Source organism: Cryobacterium sp. Y11 (assembly GCF_002929535.1).
In the GTDB taxonomy this organism is placed as follows: domain Bacteria; phylum Actinomycetota; class Actinomycetes; order Actinomycetales; family Microbacteriaceae; genus Cryobacterium.
This window is the reverse complement of the sequence record NZ_PJJO01000040.1, coordinates 13957-36505: the sequence shown is the minus strand read 5'-3', so window position 1 is coordinate 36505 and position 22549 is coordinate 13957. Positions and strand designations below refer to the sequence as shown.

Genomic DNA, 22549 nt, shown 5'->3' with positions numbered 1-22549 from the left:
GATTCATCCGGGTGAAATCGCTATAGCCGGTCTGAATCTTCACGCTCAGGTCCGTGCCACCGGTGCTGTACCCGTAGTACGACCGCCCCAGCTTCACTGCCGCGTGCGCCTCTGCCGCGGTTTTGCCTTGCGCCTGCGCGGCGATCATCATGACTTCGGCATCCGGATGCAAGCCTTCACCATAGAGGGCCTTCATCTGCTCCTCGGTGACAGCACCGGAAACACCCAAAGCGGTCAGTCCTGAACCGACCCACTCGCCAGGCGGGTTGCCATCCGCGGTGTAGTAATCGCCCAGCTCGCGGCAGCTTTCACGCTTGGCATCCCCCGTCGCCACCTCGTTCGTGTAGTAGGCATAACCGTCTCCCGCGGAGAGGATATGCACCGTCATCATGAAATGACTTTACCTCGTTTATTGCAAATGCCAGAGGTGTGACAAATCAAGTGACGAAGAATGAGGAACGAGGATTGGCCACAATCAGAAAGATTGTGCGGTTTCGACGCGGAGACTGCAGGAGTGAGAAGGAGCTGTGAGGGACGATCAGCGACGACGAACGGTGCAGTCGATGTGGCGAAACCGAGAGGCTTGTCCACGTGGCCGGGCCACCCGAACCTGGGTGGCCCGGCTGCCCTTGCGCGCATCGGGCATGCCTACATAATGGAGGTCCAACCATCCGAAGGAGCTCCTCATGGCCGATGTTCGCAAGTCCGCAAAGCAGACCGCCGCTCGCACTCGCGCACGCGAGAAAGCAGCCGAGTTCCGCGCACAGCAAGACAAGCTCGAACAACTCGCCACCGACTACTTCATTGCCACCGACTCCCTCGAAGAAATCGAAGCGTCAGCACAGAAGGAAATAACCGCGGTACGTGAACGCGCAGCGAAACGGAGCGCGGCTGCACGGGCCAACGCGGATGCCGTGATCGCCTCCATGCTCGCGCTCGGCACGCCTCGCGGTGAGGTTGCCGACCGGCTCGGGATCCCCACCCGCGACGTCAAGAAACTCCCCGTTGGCCCGGAGGAAAGCCTGCAGCAGGAGGCGAAGGAGACAGAGACCGTGTCGGCGGTTTCATAGGAATACCGAAACTTCGGGGTATCCCTGACTCCGTGTGAGTGAGAGGATCACGCCATGATTGAACCGCTAGCCGTATACACGGTGCCGAACTGCCCGCAATGCACGATGACCACAGAAGCGCTCGACGCCGCCGATCTGCCCTACACCGTGATCGACCTCATGACGGATGCCCACGCCACCGACATGATGCGGCAGTTCGGCTACACCGAACCCCCCGTCGTCATCGCCCGCGTCGTGTCCTGGTCAGGATTCCGGCCCGACTGTATCGCCCAAATAGCCGCACTACGCAACCACCCCGTACTGGCCGCCGAATAAGAATTCCCGTGATGGAATTCAGCCAGCTACAAACACTCTGACCCAATTAGGCCCCGAAATCAGCGGTAGGCCACGGCCCGGGACCCCAGCGACTCCCGCCGGGCAGGATGCTGTCAACATCGTGTAGCCCGCGGGATGCAAAACGTCTCACGCACCGCGCGCCACTGTTCAAATTCGTTGCCAGGCCGCCAGCGGCCACCGTGCGGAATTAGCTGTGCTCGCCCTGCTCTTCCTCGGCCCAGCCAAAGGCCGCTGTGAGCTCATCGGCATCGGGGAGCGCGTTCTTCTCCGACGGTGGCAACGAGTCATATGTATATGTCGACACGGCCAGTGGAGAGCCCGAACGACCGAGCGCGTACCGAACGGTGTGATCGTTACGATCGCCGCAGATGAGTATGCCAACTGTGGGCGCGTGACCCTCTCGGCGGAGCCGATCATCCACGAGCGAGACGTAGAAACCAAGCTTGCCAGCATGCTCCGGTTGGAACTTCCCCGTTTTCAGTTCGATGACGACATATCGCATTTGATCAATGTGGAAAAAAAGCAGATCTAGATAGTAGTCATCGCCGGCCACATCGAAATGTACTTGGCGTCCCACGAAGGCGAAACCAGTCCCGAGCTCCCGGAGAGTGTCCACAATTCGGTCCATGAGCGCTTGTTCCAGTTCACGTTCCGCCGCGCCGTCGGCCAGATCCAGAAAATCGAAAACGTAGGGATCTTTGGCGATTTGTTGGGCCAGGTCAGAATCAGCCGGCGTCAACTCGGCATCGAAATTTGACGGTGCAGAACCGGTCCTTTCAAGAGTCCGGTTCTTGATCTGGTTCAAGAGCACATTGCGGGACCAGCCATTCGTCACCGCTGCCGCTGCATACCAATCCCGGGTTTCGACGTCATTGAGCTTGTCAAGCAGGACGGTAATGTGGCCCCACGGCAATTGTCCAACAGCCTGTTGGACAATTGGGACCTGTCCCGACCACGCCGCCGCAAAGGCCCTCATATAGAACAAATTGCTACGCGAAAGCCCGGTCATGTGCGGGAATTCCACGCGCAAATCGTGCGCAAGACGATTCATGACACCAGCACCCCATCCTTGCTTCTCCTGCTCGGACAGGATGGAGCCACCAATCGACCAATACAACTCAATGAGTTGCGTATTGACGGTGCGTTGCGCGCGCACCTGGGCGTCACGCACGCGCCGTTTGAGCGAACCGAGGAACTCAGGGTAACCATTGGGGAGAGCAATACCGTCGCGAGCCATAGTCAATTCTCTCCCGACGTTTCATAGCTCAGCGTCGACGTTTGACCACGGTGGCTGCAGCTCGGATCGGCACGTTAATCATGACAGCGATCCACGACCGTCAGACGCGCGAACTCTCGGCGTATCGTGGCAAGAAGACCGATCAACTTGACTGCTGTCGCACTCAACTAGTAAGTTGAGGAGCGCTCTAGTAGTGCGTCAAAAAAGCCGGACACTGATCCGGCTTTTTTCATGCCCAGAAGCAACTCGCGCGGAATCACGGGTCTGCACTGTTTTCGAATAGGAGTGCCTCACGCTCTAGACGTACGCCCCATCCATCTACTGATCGGGGTTTTCATCCCCACGGGCACTCTGGACGATAGGCTTGTCCCAATATCGGGTTTTCATGCCAGATGAAGCCGGACAATGATCCGGCTTTTTTCATGCCCGGTGGCTCGTTGGCTTTTTTCGGGTGTTGGAATGCCCAGGGCTGTCCTGGACAACATTGATCTCAGGTACTCAGCTCGCCAAAAAGCCGGTCTTCTGACCGGCTTTCGTCGTTAAGCCACCACGCGTTCTGCCACATGCGACGTCTCTGCTGACGCCGCTCAACGCCGCCACTAACCGCTGTCACTAGTAGACAGCCCACAATCCCATCGACCGCACCCGCAATCGATGCCGGCCGAACTCGGTCACCCCGCAAGGAGGCACCATGCCCATCGACGTCACCAACGTCCTGGACTACGTGGTCGCTTCCGGAATCGACCCCACTGCAGTGCTCCTGATCGTCGCCTTCTTCTGCCTCGTGCGGAACAATAAAGCGACCAAGAACACCGTCAGCATCCTCCGTGCCATCGCGCGCGTAGTTGACGCTAGGGCTCGTCGCCGGAAGTAAAAACCGCCAATGCCGAGTTTGGCAGGAGAGCTCTGTCCAAAATCGGTCTCGCAACCCATGCGTTTCGACACACATTGGTTATTAAACAGTGTGACGTCGCGGACAGCCCGCAGCGGAAGCATCCCCGGTTCCCCGCCTTCGATCTGTTCCGACTTTTCCGCACCAGCGGGGTGCCAACGGAAGGCAGTCTTGCGATCGAAGGCATGTCCCGCTGAATGGTGGAGTGTCTCGACACCGTGCAGGTCAGTGTCTACGATCAACACGGCAATCAGCCGACCTGACGATTATTCGAATCACGCGAACTCATGCCCGAGTAATTCCGCTCTTTGCTGTCGCGCGTGGCCAGCGAGGATGGCAAATCGCGCACTTTGAATTCTCGTGTACGGGACCGCTGTCTGGCATTCGGTCGTCTCAGGACCAGAACACAATCAGCATGGGAAGTGACCGTCGAGTTCTGGCCCCGGCAAAAGATCTTTCCGGACTTGCTCTATCTCATGATCTGGTCTCGGGACAGTTCGTCAACACCTTGAAATGTTTCTGCGAAGCGCCTCAAACCAAAAGCGACCACTATGGGATATCCTCGGCGGCATGACCCGAAGTCAATCGTGAGTGCCCCCCGACGCCTGCGCGGAGGTCCGGTCTTCAACCCGCGCACTCTATCCCAGCTAATGGCAGATGTTGACCGAGTTTGGCTTGCTCCCCATCCACCAAGCCGCGACGCGAGCTTACTTGTGGCAGCCGCTGGCCTGGAACCTGAAGAGGCAGCACGTTTTCTACTGGCGCGGGTACCTCATCAAAACGAAGGCGTTGGTCTCGCTGAGGGATTGGATGCAATCGGAATCGCTCTCGGCACCTTGACCACGAACCGGGGTGCGCGCAGAGGCGTTCGCGGACTTTGGAGATCTACCTTGCCAATAGTTCTTGTGAGTACTCAACCCCGTCGAAAGTCCTCTATGCCGCGGGAGATTGCTGAGCAAGTCGGTTATCTTCTTTACGGGGAGCAACAGAGCGCATCTGGCGTTTTGCAAGCACAGATCTTCGCTCGAAGTTTCCAAAGCACCTTTTCGTGCCTTTGGCCGCGTCGCGGAGAAACTAAAACACCATCGATCAAAACAAGTCGACGCCACCTGGCGCTAGCGAATGAGGACCATGACCGATTCTTCTAAGCCGAGCTATCGTCCAACCATGGAGACGTTCAGTGCCCCGCTCGCGGTATCGCTTACGCATGAATCCGAATGGAGCACTACAGCGAGCAAGTTGGGTCCTTTCGGTATTTATCGTTTGAACCTCATCCTGAAGCACCGTCCTTTGCAAGCTTTCGGATACGGAGACGCCGCAGAACACGTAGCCAGCTCCACTGGCACCGAGTTGTCCACGCGCCAGCTCATCAGGTTCGAGACTGAGCAAATTAAAACGTCCTCGATCCTTCAAGAACATCTCGAGTCCATGGATCTCACTTCAACGGTCAACGCAGGGGCCGAGGCCAAAGTTGCTGGATTAGGCAGCGCCAAATTCGCAGGCGTCCTAGCAGAACACCTCTCCTCCGCCTTTCGTGAGACGCGGACCATCGAATTCTCCAAGTCGAACCGGGTATCAATGGAGCGTGAGGTGAGCGTCAGTGTCACCGGGGGCTCGGGCCCATCGGTGCATTCCGTTCCGTATCAGCGCTGGGCCATGTCAGTTCGGCTAAGCCATATCGATTACCTAGAAGTTGAATATCGCAAGATTAACGGCGGTTTTCGAGTGAGGCGCTGCAAGGAGCCTGCGCTAGCAGGCGCGCGCGCATCCCACTCGAATTTCATTCCTTCTGGACTCCCGCTGGGCGAGTTCCGCCGTTGGCGGCCCATTGGTGGCGCAGACACTAATCTGATTAGCGTCGCGGACTATAACAATAGTCACATCAATCCGCGACACGTGGAATTGCTGCCACCAAGAGACAGGAAGGCAAAATTCTACGGCCTCCAGAATTTCAGGAACACGCCGAGCCTTTACAAGATTTCAAACGCCACTTTCCCTCTTAAGGCAAGTCAACGGCGTACTGCATGGTCGGACGCTGAACTTCTGGCGTTGCTTGACTCCGAGCCCAGAGAAACGGCCTGGATTTGGGAGTTGCGGCGCCAATCCCGCCGTAGGGTTTAGGCTTCGCCACCCTGATCTGATGCACGACCCTGTGAGAATAAACAGCGGTCGATGGGTGAGCGAGGTGCTGTCGTGGGTCGACGAAACCCTCGGCACGATTCGTCGAAGCTACTGATCGAACTGAGTCCCGTGAGCACTGTGGCGACGCCGGTACGGCCTGGCGTCACGAAAACTCGCGGACCGGCGATTCTCCCAACCATGTCTCACAAGGTGCTGGCTGGGTTGGCGTGCTCATCGTTACTTGTGAGACACCCTGTCCCGCAACCAGATTGCCTGGAAATCCACGTTCTCGGACGGGCTACGATTTTTTGGAGAGAAGCTTCGCGCCGTCAGATCGCAACTCCCCCGATGGGGAGACATGGCGGTACAGCGTTTGCCGGGTGATCCCTAGCTCCTTGCAGAGGTCACCGACCTTTGTCTCTTTCTGCCCCATCGCGGCCATGGCTAGGCGGATCTTGGCGGGCGTCATCTTGAACGGGCGCCCGCCGGTCCTGCCTCGCGCTCGAGCTGCAGCGAGTCCGGCGACTGTGCGCTCAGAGATGAGTGCTCGCTCGAACTCGGCCAGGGCAGCGAAGATTCCGAAGACGAGCTTCCCGGATGCGGTCGTGGTGTCGATCGCCGCGCCCTCTCCGGTGAGTACCTTGAGGCCGATACCGCGGTCGGTGAGGTCGTGCACTGTATTGACTAGGTGGCGCAGGTCTCGGCCGAGTCGGTCGAGTTTCCACACCATGAGCGTGTCGCCGTGGCGGAGCGCCTTCAGGCAGGCCGCCAACTGCGGGCGATCATCCTTCTTACCGGACGCATGGTCCTCGTAGAAGTTGTCCGCCTCGATGCCGGCAACCAGAAGCGCATCGCGTTGAAGATCAGTGTTCTGCGATCCGTCGGCCTTCGAGACCCGCATGTACCCGACGAGCATGCTGTCCCCTGTCATTTATACGTTCGATTACGTGACAACACAACATTAATCCCACAGCGATCAGAATTTGTCACTTATCGGGTTATTTATTCTACGTAGTGCAAAGGTTACCTTTTCGATGTTTCGTGACGGAAGTCGGGGAGATGTCCACCCCTGTGAACGCGTTCGCCGTGTCGCGAATATTCTCGGCATCATTTCGCCTATACGTTGCCAGGTTGAAGAGGTTGAGTGCGCCTGCACAACCCGAAAACACAAGGGTCGGAGTGCAGACGACTTCGGAAAATGATATCTGGGACAGTGAGACACCACGAATAGTGAGGCGGCTTTCCGAGACAAAATCGAAGTCCGCGATTCCGCGCATTTCTGCATCTTTTCCACGACTCGATTTCGGCAGGTAGCGTGTCTTGTAAACCTTTAGCCTTCTAAGACACCCACTGGTCTCCATTATGGGACCCGCACAGAACTGGTGACGCTGGCAGAACTCACGAACTCCAACCCTCCTTCTGCCGTACGTCTCCCCGACGACGTCATCGAAACCGCCGCAAGCTTCCTCGTGATCGGAAACAAGTGACACAGAGCGATCACAGAACGCCCCCAAAGATCGCCGAAGTCCACAGGTCATCGGCAAGCAAGCATCGCGGCTTGCGACCCCAGAGGTCAGCCTCGACCATGTTGCACCAGCAGTCGTCGTGCAGTGGGTCCGGCTTAGATTGCCCTGGTGGGTCCCAAATACCTTGACGGTGATGATGGAACTAGGCCGTGGAATGGTGTGACTCCAACCTTGACTGACGCTTCTTGAAGCTGTCCTTAATTTGATTCGTCCACCGTTCCGCGGCTTGTATCAAACGCATTCGCCAGGCGGACATGACCTAATAGGAGCTTGACCAAGAAGTCCCATCACCGTCTTGTCTGCCCACCTGGCGAACGCGAGTCCACCCTGTTACTCGAGCGTCAGAGGAGCTATTCCCATCATGACAACCGACGACATCAGCGTCATCGCCGGCATCGACACCCACGCCGACACCCATCATGTCGCCATCATCACCAATTACGGCAAACACCTTGCCGATAAGAAGTTTCTGGCCGTGGGATCCGGCTACCGCGAAATCGCCGAATACATCACCCGGTATGGACCGGTGATCGCTGTCGGCGTCGAAGGAACAGGGTCCTACGGTGCTGAATTGACCCGGGTCCTGATCCACGAGGGCTTCGAGGTGAAAGAGGTCAACCGACCCAATCGCCAAGCCCGACGCATCCACGGCAAGTCCGATCCGCTAGACGCCTACCAGGCCGCCGAATCTGTCCTCGCCCAGCGCGGCACCTCCACACCAAAAGCCCGCGACGGTAACGTCAAAGCCCTCCGGGTGCTGCGCACCGCGCGCACCAGCGCGATGAAGGCACGCACCGCGGTACTAACGCAGATCAGCGCCATACTGACATCGGCCCCATAGAGTATCCGGGCCAAATATCGGGGCAAGACCAGCGAATCCCGCGCCAAAAGCATGGCCACCGCGCGCCCGACCGGAGACATCACAGACCCCCTCGTCGCGACCGCCGTCACGCTCAAACGCATGGCCGCCCGCCATGCCTACCTCACCACCGAGATCGATGACTGCGACGCCGAGCTCGCCCGCATTATCGCCGAGCACGCCCCCGCCCTGACCCTGATCAAAGGTGTCGTCACCGCCGTAGCCTCCCAACTGCTGGTCACTATCGGCGACAACCCCGAGCGCCTGACCACAGAAGCCCAATTCGCCGCATTGGCCGGCGTCGCACCGATCCCTGCGTCATCGGGCAAAACGACACGGCACCGGCTCTCCCGCGGTGGCGACCGCGCCGCGAACTCCGCGATTCACCGCATCGTTCTAGTGCGCATGAAGAAGGACCAACGCACCCAGGATTACGTCGTCAAACGCACCAGCGAGGGCAAAAGCAAGAAGGAGATCATGCGCTGCCTCAAGCGCTACGTCGCCCGCGAAATATACCGCGTCCTGCAAAACCCACGGCCCGGCCTGCTAACCAACGACCTCCGTCCACGGCGCCTCGCATTGCACCTCACCCAGACCGCAGTAGCACTCGAACTGAGCGCCTGGCTCAAAGCCATCTCGCGAATTGAACGCGGCGCCACCCAAGATCGAGTCCTATCTGAGCGCTACCGCGCATGGCTCAGTGAACAACCGAAAGTCAGCGCTTGACAACAATAGGAGCATCAAATTCATCCAGCGCACGCGATATGTCAAAGTGCGCTGAATGGGTGGTTTTTGTTGGCCGAACAGCTATTTGGCCGCTACCCGATGGGCTTCGCAGGCTTAGCCACATGATCTCGGGCATGTGAGGCTCAATAGATATAGGCCTCAAGTGGTGTTGTTCGATGGAGTTCGGCAGAGCCGATTTCCCTCAAGCGCATAGCTGAGCGTACCTGTCAATGAAGACCGACTAGGAGTAGCGATATGTCATCCCAAACGGAGCAGAGTCAGGAGTCACTAAGCCTTCCTGGCCTCACTGCTCCTGCAGAAATCATCGTCGACCAGTGGGGTGTTCCGCATATCTATGCGGCAAACACCTATGACGCATTTCGGGTACAGGGCTTCAACGCCGCCCGCGACAGGCTTTGGCAGATCGACTTCTGGCGCCGCCGTGGATTGGGACGACTGTCCAGCATTTTCGGTCCGGAGTACGCAGAGCGTGATCGCGCAGCTAGGCTCTTCCTCTATCGGGGCGATATGCATGATGACTGGCTTTCCTACGGTTCAGACACCAAGCGCGCCACGACCGCCTTCGTCGAAGGGATCAACGCGTTCATCCAGATGACCCGGGACGACGCCAGCCTTTTGCCGACCGAGTTCAAGGAGCTCGGCTATGCGCCTGAACGCTGGGAGCCGTCCGATGTCTCCCGGATTCGCAGTCACGGCCTGTTCTACAATGTGCGCGAGAAGGTCTCCCGTGCGCTGACGATTCGAGACCATGGGCAGGACATCGAGGAACTGCGGCGTCGCAGAGAGCCTTTCAACGAGCTGACGATTCCAGAGGGTCTCGACGTCGCTCTGATCCCCGATGACGTGCTTGCGGTTTACGACCTCGCGACCACTCCTCCGCCGTTTACGACCCCAGATCCCGGAGCGGCTCAGGGCAAGGTTCTTCCCGAGGGAAGCAACAACTGGGTTGTCACCGGAAGCCGCACGGCGACAGGCCGACCGCTCCTCGCGAACGACCCCCACCGTGCAGCTGCGGCGCTCCCCGGCCTTCGCTACCTTGCCCACCTCAACGCACCCGGCTTCGACGTCATCGGCGGCGGCGAGCCTGGTCTGCCCGGAATTAGCATCGGCCATAACGGTCGCATCGCCTTTGGTTTGACGATTTTCGCGATCGACCAGGAAGAGCTGTACATCTACGAGCTCAACCCTGAAAACCCCCGGGAGTACCGCTATCAGGACCGATGGGAGCCGATGCAGGTCGTTCGCGAGACCGTTGAGGTTAAGAGCGGCGACGACGTGGAAATCGAGCTCGTCTTCACTCGGCACGGCCCTGTCATTCACGTCGACGAGACGGCGGGAACCGCATTCGCGGTACGCGCGGCGTGGCTGGAGCCCGGCATGGCACCGTATCTCGGAAGCATGGACTACATGCGAGCCCACAACTGGGACGAGTTCCTCGGCGCCATGAATCGCTGGGGCGCTCCGCCCGAAAACCAGGTCTACGCAGACACGGACGGCAATATCGGCTGGAAGTCGGGTGGGCTCACGCCCATCCGACCGAACTGGGATGGAACCCTGCCTGTGCCTGGAGACGGACGCTATGAGTGGGCCGGTTTCTATGACATGGACGAATTGCCGGGCGACTTCAACCCGGAGCAGGGCTGGATTGCCACGGCCAACGAAATGAATCTGCCCGAGGATTTTCCGAAGGACAGACACATCACATATGACTGGTACGCCCCCTATCGGCGACACCGTATCGATGAAGTTCTTTCTACAATGTCCAACGCGACAGTCGAAGACATGGTCGAACTTCAAAGCGACTACCTCAGCATTCCGGCACGCCGAATCCTCAACGCTGTTCGGGCGCTGCCGCTCCCGGATCCGGATGCCGTCGATGGCCTACGCCTCCTTTTGGACTGGAACAACGTACTGGATGCAGACTCCGCAGCTGCGGCACTCTTCGAGGTGTGGTATCGCCGACACCTGCGCCCTGCACTCCTCGCCCGCGCCGTCAGCCATGTCACCAAGAGCGAGGACAACGCGCACGTCTTGAAGAGAATCGCCAATAAGGAAGACCTTCTTGCCGATGCGCGCATCGACCTCGAGCTCATGGAGGCGCCGGGGGACCGGCTTGGTACAGACCCAACCGGGTTCTTGATGGAAACCGTCAGAGGCACTCTGCCCAATGCCTTGGCAGAAGTCGAGAGCCTTCTGGGTGTCGACCGGGCCTTGTGGAGCTGGGGTCGGCTACACCCTGCGCGGGCGGCGCATCCGCTCAAAGCGCTGCTCGGTGGTGTCGACGAGGAGAAACTCGTCGTCGGTCCGCTTCCTCGGGGCGGAAGCGGCGATACGGTCGGCAACACCGCCTACGGAGCGAACTTCGTGCAGAGTGCAGGGTCTACCTTCCGCGTGGCAATCGACGTCGGCAATTGGGACGCATCGCTCGCGATGAATGCTCCCGGCCAATCGGGCAATTTGGACAGCCCGCATTACCAGGATCTCTTCGAATCATGGGCACGCGGAGAGGCATTCCCTCTGCTTTACACCCGGTCAAGCGTTGAAGCCGCGGCCGAACACATTATCCGTCTCTCACCTACAACCGATTAATCTCAAGGAAAGGAAATATCATGGGACACCTCCAACTGCCCGAGGGCAAGAAGATCGCTGTCAACCTTGGAACGGACTTCGACGCTCAGGCACTGTGGCTCGGAGCCTTCAACCGGCCGAGTCCGGCCACCATGTCGCGCGGACAGTATGGTGCCGAGGTCGGTGTACCGCGACTGTTGGAACTGTACGATCGCTACGACATCAAGTCCACCTGGTTCACCCCGGGGCACACGGTTGACACCTTCTCGGAGCAGTGCAAGCAGGTTCTCGACCGCGGACACGAGTTCGGGCACCACGGCTATTACCACGAGATCCCTCCGGGCATCACCAAGGACACCGAAAAGCGCCTCATGCAGCTCGCTTTCGACTCGTTCGAAAAGGTGCTCGGGCTTCGACCTGTCGGCTACCGTTCGCCCTACTGGGACTACAGCGAGAGCACCTTGGACCTCGTTGAAGAGTTTGGGTTCCGTTACGACAGTAGCCTGATGGCTCGCGACTTGGTTCCCTACTACCCTCGCCGCTGGCAGGTTCGTTGGGAGCAGGGCAACATCGCCGGTAAGGCGAGCCACGTTCTCGAAGTTCCCGTCAACTGGTACCTAGATGATTTCCCGCCGCTCGCTTACACCGGGCCGCAGGCGGGTATGCAGGACACCGAAACCATTCTGCGCAGATGGACGGATATCTTCGACTACGCCTACGACAAGGTCGAGAATCCCGTCTACGCGACGTGCGTGCACCCCCAGACCATCGGGCAGCCGCACCACATTATGTGGTATGAGCGACTCATTGAGCACATCGCGTCCAAGGACGGCGTGTGGTTCGCAACCCTCGACGAGATCACCGCGGCCTGGGTCGATGACGAAGAGGACCTCCGTCTCCAGGCGCTCCCCGACATCCGTGGAGTCGAAGCGACGCCGGCAGACTCCAGCTTCGCCCGCAGTGTCTGAGTAAGGCTGGTGGGGCTGTTTGAGCCGGCCCCACCACCCCTCGGCACACAGAATTCGCCGACGGTCAGTGGGCTCGGACGAAAGTGTTAATGCCGACCGAAAATAGGGCCATTTCTGCCAACTGAAAACAGGGCCACTATCGTGTGGTTCTAGTGTGTCGTAGTTGTGGCGGGTTGGTGTTGCTTGAGGCGGTAGCTGGTGCCTTTGAGGCTGATTACGTCGGCGTGGTGAACGATGCGGTCGATCATGGCGGAGGCGATGGTGAGGTCGCCGAACACGTCTCCCCAACGGGCGAACGGTAGGTTGCTCGTTGTGATCAGCGACGCGTGTTCGTATCGGCTGGAGACGAGTTGGAAGAACAGGTTCGCGGCGTCTTGGTCGAACGGAATGTAGCCGACTTCGTCAATGATGAGCAGGCTGTAGCGACGGATCCGGACCAGTTCCGCGGGGAGCTTGCCACGGGAGTGGGCGTCTTGAAGGCGGCTGACCCAGCCGGTCGCGGTGTCGAAGAGGACGCGGTGACCAGCTTCGGCGGCTCTGATGCCGAGGCCGACGGCGAGGTGTGTTTTCCCAGTCCCTGGCGGGCCGAGCAGGACCACGTTCTTCGCTTCGGTCAGGAACACGCTCGTGCCCAGGTGCGCGATCAGATTCCGATCCGCTGACGGTTGATGGTCGAAGTTGAAGTCCTCGAGGCTCTTATAGCCGGGGAACCGGGCGGCTTTGATCCGCAGTCCGGCACCGGAGGCTTCACGTTCGCTGACTTCTTTGGAGAGCACCGCGGCCAAGTATTCCTCGTGGGACCAGCCCGCGTCGCGAGCTTGGTCACCCAGGCGCCGAAACGCTTCACTGATCCTCGGCGCCCGCAGCGCGCGGGCGTAGTACTCGATCTGCGACGCCGCTTCCGGCCCGATCACGAGGCGACCGCCACCACGGCCGGGGCCGCGTCGATATCAACGTGAAACAGTGCGTCATACCGGGCCAGTGACGCCGTCTCAACGACCGGCGAGACCACGAGCCGACGGGATCGTTGGGCTTGGAACTGGGCGCGTAACTCGGCCGCGCGGGCAACGTGAACGGGGTCGGTGACGGTCAGCTGACGTGCCCATTTGCGGTGGTGTTTGGCAATGAGGACACCGTCGTGGTGAACGAAGACCGTGTCCAGGCTCGCTGTGACATCCACGACACGGCCGATCATGGTCGGATCGACGGAGTAGTCGTTGCTGAACGCGCGAACGTAGTAGTCCCTGGGCAACCGGACGCTATTGCGAAATAGCACCTCCGGCGCCATTGGCGGCAAGTCGCGCATCGCAGCCCGATCGATGCTGATCAGATCGTTGGGTCGGCCTCTGCGGGACCGGGAAAGGCGGTTGTTCGCGACCGGCAACCATACGGCGAGCTGCGCGTTGAAGTCATCCGGTGACGTGAACGTGCGGCCTGACATGAAGCGGCTGCGGAAGAATTGGTTCATCCGCTCAACCATGCCCTTGGACTCCGGGTCTCGGGCCTTCAATAGCTTGATCTCGGTGCCCAGTGTGCCGGCGAACGCGGCGGCAGGCTCGGTCAGCTTCCCTCTGCCAATGCCCGACTCGTTGTCCCAGGTCAATCGGGTCGGCACCGCACCAGCTTCCTGCACCAATGACCACATCCCGCCGAGCAGGTCCGGCGTCTTCCGGGTCGGCAACATGCGCCCCTGGATGAACCCGGAGAACGTCGACGTCATTACCAACACCGGAGGCGTGTCGAGCTGGTCATGACCCAATGGCAGGGCCTCGTGCGGAAACCAGAGGTCGCACTGGACCTGGAAACCGGGTGGGTGCACGAGCCGGTCCGCGGGGTCTGGAACGAGGTAATCCGGTCGGAGCTCAGCGACTTTCGCCCGAAACAACGACGGTGACCCCGACCACCCCACCCGTTCGGCCGCTGTCGCGGCCCGCGAACTCGTCGAAACTCGACCCCGACGGCTCGCGTTGATAGGTTGGCGCCCGATCCACGGCCAACGCCCGATCAACCGTTCCCCGAGACACCCCAACAAGTCGGGCTATCTCGCGTTTCGAGTGCTGCCCCGTCGAATGCAGGTGGCGAATCTCTGCCCAATCATCCAATTTGATCACCTTCCATAGTGGTTGGTGGCCCTATTTTCAGTTGGCGTTAACAGAAAGGGTACGAAAAATTCTGTCTGATCGGTCCCGTCATCAAGACGGAATTCGCCAGACACCGAGGACCAGTTGATCGAGACTGTTGTCGATGGGATGCCGCGCCGCCGCGGCATCCCATCGGAGATGCTTCATAGCATCCCCGAACTGATCGCGTTCATCGCAGACGGCGGAGGTCCGAATCGAAGGAATCGGCTTGCTCAGTAACCCGGCATGTGATCGTGAGTATGGCGTGCAGCAAACTTTGGCGTGACGCGTCAATCGAGCAGGTGCATGCTCATCGCGAGATGAACAAGTTCGGAACGCCGCTGAAGTTTATAGCGCTTCAACATCGCAGAGATATGGAACTTGACGGTATGCGGACTGATGTTCAAAAGTTCCGCGACGTCGTAATTATTGGAGCCGCGAGCTATCTCTGAAACGATACGCAATTCACGTTCGGTGAAGGCTTCCGATTGGCTCTGCCCAAAGGACTCTCGGAGAAGAGGCCCCGACAACCGTGAATCGAAATAGTGTCCACTTCGTGTCACTTCACGCAGGATCTCGGGGATCTTCGAGGTGTCCGTGTCCTTGAGCATATAGCCGGCGGCTCCCGCTTGAACGCTTTGCCGAAGCAGTTCTGAATTGCCGTAGGCGCTAAAGATGAGAATCTTCACCTCGGGGAATGCTTGGGTCAAGGCCAAGCAGGTTTGCATGCTGCTCTCGCCGTTAAACTGTAAGTCGAGCAGGAGCACATCCGGTTTTGTGCCGGCTAGAAGATCGGCTACCTCCGCGAGCAGAGAGCTGGAGCCTACAAGTTCCAGGTCCTCCTCGCGAAGTGCCATCGCCGCGAGCCCGTCTCGGACGATCTGGTGGTCGTCAACGACGCAAAAGCGAATCACTGGTGTTCTCCTTGTTAACTGAAACGATCAACCTGTGCTGTGACAACGAGGCCACCTGGGGGGGCCGAGGAAAAAGAAAGGTGTCCATCGACGGATCGAACCGCGTTCTGCATCCCGCGGACGCCAAAATGGGAGGTACCCGTCGACTGTATTTGGTCTAGCCGCTCCGGGGTCATTGTGGTGCCGTTGTCTCGGATTGTGAGCGTCACCGTGGCCTCAGTCAAGTCGAGCTGAACGTGAATGTGTGTGCACTGGGAGTGTGTTTCTGCGTTCACAATGGCCTCTTGACCAACCCGGACCAGGGTATTCGCCGCGAGAGCCGAAAGGGTTCCATGGGCGGGCTCGATGTTCTCCTCGTGACTGCGGCTGATTCCCGAGAAGTGGGGCAGTTCCATTATTCGGTTCATGACCTCACGAGCATCCGTCACCCCTTCGATGTCATCATCTGCGAGCGCCTGGGAGAGCTGGCTTCTCAAGGCGTCCATGGCTGACCTGGTCGCGTGTTCGATAGCGGCGTAGTGCTGTTGAGCGGTGGCCGATGGAGTTGATCGTCGACCCTTCTCGACGACGAAGCCGATTTCGACAAGACGGCGCACAACAGAATCGTGAATAGCGAATGCAAGTCGCTCGCGTTCTTCGCGTTTGACCACCTGCCTCCGGTAGACATCCATCATGTTCTGCTCGACTCCGAACATGGCGAACTGTGCGAACTCTTCAAGTATGCGTTCGTCAGTTTCGGTGAAGGCGCGGAGGCTCCGGTTACCGACGTAAATCAGCCCGCTCACCTGCTCATCCAGGATGAGGGGTGCTGCCATTGCTGAGATGATGCCTTCGGCGCGGGTCTCTGCAACTGGAGCCGATTGCAGGCGGTCGTCCCGGAAATAGTTGAGGGAGCGGACTGGGTTGCGCAGTACCCGGGCCAAGCCACCGAGGCCGTGTCCTTCTTCGACACGGAGCCCCCGGAAAGCTGAGGTGGTGATTCCCAGAGTCTGAACGAAGCGAAAAGTATGGTGATTTCGTTCCGGCATCGCCAGATAGGAGACCTCGGTACCGAACAGGGCTTTGGCGGATTGCAGGATTGCCTGAAGCCGCAGCTCGGCGTCGGGGAGGGTCGCGTTAGCTTCCGCGACCTCTCTCAGGGCCGCATGCAATCCGTCCTTGATTATCGCGGAACCAGAGGCACGACCGCTTTGAACGGCGCTACTGATTGCATGGGTGTGGCGATCGCTCTCGTCTGGGAGCGGCACTCGACGAGTGGATAGATTGCCCGTGATGACACTGCCGCTTCCGTATTCGTCTCGCCAGGGAATGATTACAGCCGAGGTGAGCAGAATCGAGCGACGGCGCAAGAGGGAACGGATGGTCATGTCAACGACCAGAGAAGGCAATCGCCCCGACAGCGGGTCGCTCACCGTCAACGGTTCGTTGGGGCGAGGGAAGTCCAGCTCTCGTGTACTCGAATAGGCCAAGGCAACCAGGTTTGCTTGCGTGGAGTACGGGCGGTAGGTGACCACCGCGAAATCGGCGTCTAGCGCGACGCGGTTAAGTTCAAGAATTTCTTGAAGTGCTGCTTGAATCTCGTGCGATTGACCGCCATCGAATAGGTACTGCTCGCGCGGGGTTGCCACCCTACCGTCTGTCATAAGTGGATTGCGTTGTATTGAATTGCAGCACGAACTCACTCCCCGTCGAGTGGATGTCTCGCATCTTCGCGACACGAAGCGTTGAGGACGAGTGATCAGCTGTGCCCTCTTAAATAATAGCGTCTGTCCATGTGTTGTCCGTCACGGTGAATGACGATGAGGCGTCAACAACATTAGATGGCGGTTCTTAACCGTCGGCATCGACAGTGACGCCGCGAGCGACTTGTTCGCCGTCCTCGCCAACAGGAAACGGGGCGTGAGCAACAACGGAACGGTCAGTGGCGTTAGTCGTCAGGCGCTCGGGGCTGGGGTGTTTCTGTGGCTTGCGTCACATAGGAGCGGTGTTCTTTCGCCTGTGAATGGCGGTGTGACTGTCGAGCGAGCGAGCGAACGGAACCGGGGCAATCGGTGTGTCGTAAGCGGAACATGTACCGTTGTCGTTCGTCGGCTGCTATACAACGCTATATGCGCGTTATTACGCTATACCTGCCATGTTCTGCTCATGCGTGTATCGAACCCATACCGGCCTGGTTTCAACCAGTCGCCCGCCGTGCTGGCCGGGCGTGGCGAGATCACCGAGGCGATCACCGAGGCCTTCCACGTCGCCGCGCTCGACGGGCGAACACCCCGGCCGATCCTGCTGGCCGGCAGCCGCGGAGTCGGCAAGACCGTCCTACTTGAGCGGGCGCGCCAGATTGCGGCAGAGCAACATGCCTGGATCAGTGTCAGCGTTGAAGTTCACCCGGGCCGACCCTTCACCCCGGTGCTGCTCGCCCGGTTGGCAGAGGCCGCGCAACTCTACGACCAGGCACCACCGAACAGAGTCGATTGGAGGGCCACGAAGGCAACGATCACGGCATCACTGGCCGGAATCGGCGGGCAGGCCGAGTTCACCCGCGCGGCAGCGGCGATAACGCCCCGAGAGGAGGAGCTGGAAACAGCGCTGAAAAGCGTGATGAAAGCCGCCCTACCACTGGACGCCGGACTGCTGCTGACCGTAGACGAGACTCACCTGGCTACTGAGGACGAGTTAGCCAGCCTCGCCGCACTGCTCCAGGACGCCGTCACCAAGCAGTGGCCTTTCGTGGTCGTATTGGCCGGGCTGCCGAGCATGCAAGACCCCAGACGGATGGTGACCTACCTTGAACGCGGGGAATGGCACAACGTGGGCCTGCTGGCCAGCACGGACACCCACGAGGCGCTGACTGGCCCGGCAGCCGCAGCGGGCCGACCGATGGACCAGGACGCGGCCGATTACCTCACCACTGCCAGCGGCGGCTACCCGTACGCGATCCAGGTGCTCGGCCACCACGCATGGCGGGCATCCTCAAACGCCGACCAGATCAGCCTCACCCACGCCCGAGACGGGGACCACGCAGCACAAAGAGACCTCGCAGCCGGCCTCTACAGCGCACGCTGGAAAGACTCCTCCGAACGGGAACAGGAATACCTCGCCGCCCTCGCCCGCCTGGTAATAGCCGGAGGACACCCAATCGGCGCCGACGTTGCCAGGACGCTCGGTCAGCGACCATCTGCCGTGACCTACCTACGGGCACGTCTGCTCCAGAAGGGCACCATCTACACCGAGGGTAGGGCTCTACGATTCGCCGTCCCCGGCATGGCCGCATGGATCGACAGCCAACCCCTCGACTGACAAAACGCGACGACCACCAGAATGTAATCACTCACCTCTTTGTTTACATCCTCGATCACCACTTTGTATACAACCTCGCTCGTGACTTCGTTTACACACGCACTCATCACATCGTTGACAGCAAAACTCACCACTTCGTTTACACCGTGCCCGCGGAGTTTTGAACGCTGCTTAGGGCAGATCGTGACGGGGCGCCAAGAGTGAGCCGGGTCGAACAGGCCAGCGAAAGGCAGAGACCGAGCGGATCGAGGCGGATGCTGCGGCCGTCGAGGCTTCAGAACTGGCCGACCAGCAGCAGGCGAGTCTCGCTGACGCCCGCGAGCGGTTCGAGGCGCAGGGGAGGCCTCGAACCAGGTCACCGCTGAACACGCTGAGACCCAAACGGCGGGGGAGACCCACGATCTGCAGGCTCAGGCCGAGCTTGTCGAGCTGCATGACCGGCTAGCATCCGCTCACACACGCCTCGCCGAGACGGAGCAGTCCCACGACGCGGCAACGGCTCGAGCCGAGGCCGCCACTCTGGCACGGGCGGAAGCCGATGAGCGCGCCCGCGGCACCGTTGATCGCGCACGAGCGGACGCCGAACGCGCGCACCGAGCTGAGGCAAACGCCGGCGGCGTGGGGGAGCAGCTCGAGAAGGCTCACGCGCAGGGTAACGAACTCCGCGAGGAGGCCGGCCCGCTGCGCAGCACTGTGGCCACCGTGACCATCGAGTACGATGCGGCTCGGACCGAATCCGGGCGGGAGAGTGTGCACGATGACCAACGCGTCGCCGATCTGCGCCTGACCCAGGACCAGCAGCTCGTCCAGCTACGTTCTGAGCTGGCCGAAACCAGACAGGATGCGCGCGAGCAGCGCACGTAGGTCGGCCAAGCCACGTCCCGCCCAAGCAGCTGGTAGCCCAAAAAGTGCCGTCACCAGAACAACGAACGGTTAGAGGTCGGCGGCGGTGCTCCGGGCCAGAACATAGCTGGCGAAACCGGGGACCGAAAACTCGAGCATCCCGAAGGCGGGGGAGTGCACGATGCCCTTTTTGATGACTCGGTCACGTACCGGTGCTACTACGGTCAATGCCTTTCCAAGCTTCTGGGCCACGGCGCCGGAACCCACCCGGCCACCATGGGGGAACATCAGGGTAGCCAGGGCGTCGACATACTCGCGTTCCCTGTCGCTGAGTCGGTCGTAGCGTGCGGCGTACAAGCCGACGTTGAGCTGACGCTGCGCAGCATCGGCGGACGTCTGCAGGTGTTTTGGGGTGATGGTGGGCGCACCATCGGCGGCAATCCACGCCTCGCTGGCGTACAGCTGGAGAAAATACGGGTAGCCCTGCGACGTAGCGATGAGGGCCTCCACAGCGCGCGCATCCCACAGAATGCCCTGTCCGAAAGCCGGACCCACGACCGCTTCCTTCGCGTCCGGATCGTTCAACGGCCCAATATTCTCGAATCGGAATCGTTCGGCGTACGTATTCGCCTTCGCCATGTCTGCGGGAAGGCCGGGCAGACCGGCGCCGATGAGGACGATGGGTTCGTCCTCCAGCGCGGACAGTGCCTGAATGAGCACCGCGAGGTCACGTTTTCGGAACAGCTGCAACTCGTCGATGAGCAGTGCTACCCCGACACCGTTGGCCCGAGCGTCAGCGCCCAGCGCGCGCAGAAACGCCACCAGGGCGGGGAAGGGGTCGGCACCAGGAGTTGCCGTTCGTTTGTCTGCATCAACCTCGAAGCTGAACCCGGCGGGGCTGAGCGTCAGTTTCATGCCTCCGATGCGGTGGCCCCCGGCAGCGAGGGCTGCGCGGAGCTTCCCGGTGGACAGCTGGGCGCTGTCGGCGATAATGCTCTGCACCGCCACACCCGGTTCCACATTTCGACGCACCTCGAAGTAGCCGGCGAGCCAGCCACGTTCCCGAAACAGGTCACGCGCCGCGTACAGCAGACTCGTCTTGCCCATTCCACGCAGCCCGATGTAGATGATCGGGTTGCCGGTACGTCCCGCCTCAACCTGGTCAGCCAGATTCCGCAACAAGGCAGTCTGGGTGGCGCGTCCGGCCAACAGCATGGGGCGAGTACCCGCACCGGGTGTGTACGGGTTCAGGAGAGTCATAAGGGGAACGTACCACGCTCAATGTTCTAAAACCTTATATTATACGAATTCCGTATACTTACGGTTTCTGTTCGGGGAGACGCGAGAGGACCACTGCACTTTTGCGCATGATGTGGGCTTCGTCCCTGGTGGTGACGGTTTTTGGTGGCCGACGGCCTCAGACTAACAATGTCCGGATAATCGAATGGCCCAACATGGGATCTTTGCACATCACGCCGGGCCGTTCCGACGCCGCCCTCCTGCTGAGATTGTCAGTTCCCGTTTCGGAGATCCGCCGGAACGTGGGTGCTGTACTCGATGTTGTCGAACTCAGCTAGGCACCGGTCCCCCATCGGCGCTTGCGCGAGGAAACCGACGCGCACCGGCCCGTCAAAGGCAAGCCGAAAAACACGTACGAAGACCCATTCATGACCATCAATGGATGAGTGAAAGGCCCAGCCCTCCCCAGATCGAATAATGCGAAGGTAGACCGACTCCTCGGAAACAAGCATTGAGTTGCAGTCGTCCGAGTACTCGTTCGTCACAACGGAAACGACCATGGCTTGGCCTTGGGGCGAATACTCAAAGCAGAGTTTGGCCCAATGGTCATGGTCACCCCATATCGCCAGGACGGCAGCGTCGAACGTTGTTCTTTCGGTCCGGACCCGGGTGCGTGCCGAAAGCGAAAAGTCTTCCGTGGGGACGAAGCCGAGCAACGGTGCGGCTTGCTGCTGAGGGCCTCCTAATGCGTCATTGGTCCAATCGGTGCCTGCGGCAGCGGCGAGGAGGAGGACATCATGGGCGGGCGCCTCAACTGAGCCCGCTTCACCGGCCCATTCGAGCGGAGGTAACCCCGGCACAACTACGTTCACGCGTATCATTCCTCTCATCCAACCTGGTACGGGGCTCTGGGGCAGCTGTCCCTAATCGAAGCACCTGGTCGTCTGGCCTGAATTTTTGGTTTGTAAAGTGCAGCGTCAACTTCACTGGCGCTGAATCCCTCTTCAAGCGGCTTGAGAGCAGACCATTCAGTTGAGGGCTGAGCCGAAGCCGCCCGCAGCACTGTATTTCTCGTGACTCGTCGGCTTGCGGAACTAGGCCCGCGATTCTGTCGGGTTCTGTCCGTAGACGTTCTGGTAGCGGTTATAGAGGGAGTCGATCGCGGGCTGCACGATCGGAATAGGAGTGCCGAGCTGGCGAGCGAAAGCGACGCTGCGGGCGACGTCTTCGACCATGACGGCGGCTTTGACGGCACTGCGCGCGTCCATGCCGATGGTGAACGGGCCGTGGTTCCGCATGAGCACGGCCGGTGAACGGTGGTCGCGGAGGGTCTCCACGATGCCGCGTCCGATCGAGTCGTCTCCGATGATCGCGAACGGACCAATCGGAATCTCGCCGCCGAACTCGTCCGCCATCGCAGTGGTCACACACGGAATTGGCTCGCCCACGGCCGCCCAAGCCACCGCGTAAGGCGAGTGGGTGTGCACGACGCCACCAACCTCGGGCATAGTGCGGTATACGTACGCGTGGGCCGCGGTGTCGCTGGAGGGGGACCGGTCTGAGCCTGGCGTGCCCTCAACGATGGTGCCGTCGAGACGGCAGAGGATCATATTCTCGGGCGCGAGGTCGTCATAGGAGACGCCCGACGGTTTGATCAGGAAAAGATCGGCGCCCGGCACTCTTCCGGACACGTTACCGCCGGTCCAGACGACGAGCCCGTAGCGCACCAGCTCGGCGTGCAGGGCGGCGACATCGATGCGGATGCGGTCGATCGTCTCCTGCAGTTCGGCGGGAATCAGGGTGACTATCACA

At 60.1% G+C, this 22549-nt stretch carries 21 protein-coding genes; 10 read left to right on the top strand and 11 right to left on the bottom strand.

Annotated features, from left to right (window positions below; genetic code table 11):
• The coding region (locus tag CXY75_RS01650; RefSeq protein WP_146069321.1) for a relaxase domain-containing protein at window positions 1-391 on the bottom strand (391 nt) is incomplete at its 3' end.
• 295 nt (window positions 392-686) lie between these two features.
• On the opposite strand from CXY75_RS01650, the gene CXY75_RS01645 reads away from it, so the two are divergent.
• Window positions 687-1070: a hypothetical protein gene (locus CXY75_RS01645; protein WP_104081136.1), complete on the top strand. Its 384-nt coding sequence runs from the start codon at window positions 687-689 to the stop codon at window positions 1068-1070.
• Between the two features lie 54 nt (window positions 1071-1124).
• Complete coding sequence (locus CXY75_RS01640; protein WP_104081135.1) at window positions 1125-1385, top strand: glutaredoxin domain-containing protein; 261 nt, start codon at window positions 1125-1127, stop codon at window positions 1383-1385.
• A gap of 208 nt (window positions 1386-1593) precedes the next feature.
• Here the strand turns inward: CXY75_RS01640 and CXY75_RS01635 are convergent, their stop codons facing one another.
• A complete protein-coding gene (locus CXY75_RS01635; protein ID WP_369826627.1) occupies window positions 1594-2649 on the bottom strand; it encodes a YhcG family protein in 1056 nt (351 codons plus the stop codon).
• A 685-nt stretch (window positions 2650-3334) separates the two neighbouring features.
• On the opposite strand from CXY75_RS01635, the gene CXY75_RS01630 reads away from it, so the two are divergent.
• On the top strand, window positions 3335-3517 hold the full coding sequence (locus CXY75_RS01630; protein WP_104081133.1) for a hypothetical protein: 183 nt from the start codon (window positions 3335-3337) through the stop codon (window positions 3515-3517).
• Between the two features lie 1149 nt (window positions 3518-4666).
• Complete coding sequence (locus tag CXY75_RS01620) at window positions 4667-5656, top strand: hypothetical protein (protein ID WP_146069320.1); 990 nt, start codon at window positions 4667-4669, stop codon at window positions 5654-5656.
• Between the two features lie 298 nt (window positions 5657-5954).
• Here the strand turns inward: CXY75_RS01620 and CXY75_RS01615 are convergent, their stop codons facing one another.
• Window positions 5955-6572, bottom strand: a complete 618-nt coding sequence (locus CXY75_RS01615) for a recombinase family protein (protein ID WP_104081130.1) — start codon at window positions 6570-6572, stop codon at window positions 5955-5957.
• 971 nt (window positions 6573-7543) lie between these two features.
• On the opposite strand from CXY75_RS01615, the gene CXY75_RS20255 reads away from it, so the two are divergent.
• From CXY75_RS20255 to CXY75_RS01600, 4 genes are all read left to right on the top strand, one after another.
• Window positions 7544-8023: an IS110 family transposase gene (locus CXY75_RS20255; protein ID WP_233201668.1), complete on the top strand. Its 480-nt coding sequence runs from the start codon at window positions 7544-7546 to the stop codon at window positions 8021-8023.
• A gap of 51 nt (window positions 8024-8074) precedes the next feature.
• A complete protein-coding gene (locus CXY75_RS20250) occupies window positions 8075-8767 on the top strand; it encodes a transposase (RefSeq protein ID WP_233201667.1) in 693 nt (230 codons plus the stop codon).
• Window positions 8768-9022: 255 nt separating this feature from the next.
• Window positions 9023-11377, top strand: coding sequence for a penicillin acylase family protein (locus CXY75_RS01605; protein ID WP_104081129.1), 2355 nt, complete (start codon window positions 9023-9025; stop codon window positions 11375-11377).
• Window positions 11378-11397: 20 nt separating this feature from the next.
• Entirely contained in the window at window positions 11398-12324 is a 927-nt protein-coding gene (locus tag CXY75_RS01600; protein ID WP_104081128.1) for a polysaccharide deacetylase, read from the top strand.
• A gap of 149 nt (window positions 12325-12473) precedes the next feature.
• Here the strand turns inward: CXY75_RS01600 and istB are convergent, their stop codons facing one another.
• From istB to CXY75_RS01580, 5 genes are all read right to left on the bottom strand, one after another.
• The gene (gene istB, locus CXY75_RS01595) at window positions 12474-13238 is read right to left on the bottom strand and encodes an IS21-like element helper ATPase IstB (protein WP_104081127.1); all 765 of its coding nucleotides are present in this window, start codon (window positions 13236-13238) and stop codon (window positions 12474-12476) included.
• Window positions 13235-14044, bottom strand: a complete 810-nt coding sequence (locus CXY75_RS01590) for a hypothetical protein (RefSeq protein ID WP_233201666.1) — start codon at window positions 14042-14044, stop codon at window positions 13235-13237. Before CXY75_RS01590 ends, istB begins: the two co-directional genes overlap by 4 nt.
• A gap of 142 nt (window positions 14045-14186) precedes the next feature.
• Complete coding sequence (locus CXY75_RS20245) at window positions 14187-14435, bottom strand: helix-turn-helix domain-containing protein (protein ID WP_233201665.1); 249 nt, start codon at window positions 14433-14435, stop codon at window positions 14187-14189.
• 299 nt (window positions 14436-14734) lie between these two features.
• A complete protein-coding gene (locus tag CXY75_RS01585; protein ID WP_104081126.1) occupies window positions 14735-15358 on the bottom strand; it encodes a response regulator transcription factor in 624 nt (207 codons plus the stop codon).
• 14 nt (window positions 15359-15372) lie between these two features.
• Window positions 15373-17001 carry a GAF domain-containing protein gene (locus tag CXY75_RS01580; protein WP_104081125.1) on the bottom strand — a complete coding sequence of 543 codons (1629 nt, stop codon included), beginning with the start codon at window positions 16999-17001 and terminating at the stop codon, window positions 15373-15375.
• A 502-nt stretch (window positions 17002-17503) separates the two neighbouring features.
• On the opposite strand from CXY75_RS01580, the gene CXY75_RS01575 reads away from it, so the two are divergent.
• Window positions 17504-18655: an ATP-binding protein gene (locus tag CXY75_RS01575; protein WP_104081124.1), complete on the top strand. Its 1152-nt coding sequence runs from the start codon at window positions 17504-17506 to the stop codon at window positions 18653-18655.
• A gap of 618 nt (window positions 18656-19273) precedes the next feature.
• Window positions 19274-19519, top strand: coding sequence for a hypothetical protein (locus CXY75_RS01565; protein WP_104081122.1), 246 nt, complete (start codon window positions 19274-19276; stop codon window positions 19517-19519).
• A 69-nt stretch (window positions 19520-19588) separates the two neighbouring features.
• Here CXY75_RS01565 and CXY75_RS01560 read toward each other — a convergent pair whose 3' ends face one another.
• From CXY75_RS01560 to CXY75_RS01550, 3 genes are all read right to left on the bottom strand, one after another.
• The gene (locus CXY75_RS01560; RefSeq protein ID WP_104081121.1) at window positions 19589-20758 is read right to left on the bottom strand and encodes an ATP-binding protein; all 1170 of its coding nucleotides are present in this window, start codon (window positions 20756-20758) and stop codon (window positions 19589-19591) included.
• Between the two features lie 251 nt (window positions 20759-21009).
• Window positions 21010-21618 carry a DUF1349 domain-containing protein gene (locus CXY75_RS01555; protein WP_104081120.1) on the bottom strand — a complete coding sequence of 203 codons (609 nt, stop codon included), beginning with the start codon at window positions 21616-21618 and terminating at the stop codon, window positions 21010-21012.
• Window positions 21619-21831: 213 nt separating this feature from the next.
• The gene (locus CXY75_RS01550) at window positions 21832-22548 is read right to left on the bottom strand and encodes an L-ribulose-5-phosphate 4-epimerase (protein ID WP_233201663.1); all 717 of its coding nucleotides are present in this window, start codon (window positions 22546-22548) and stop codon (window positions 21832-21834) included.
• Window position 22549: the final 1 nt, after the last annotated feature.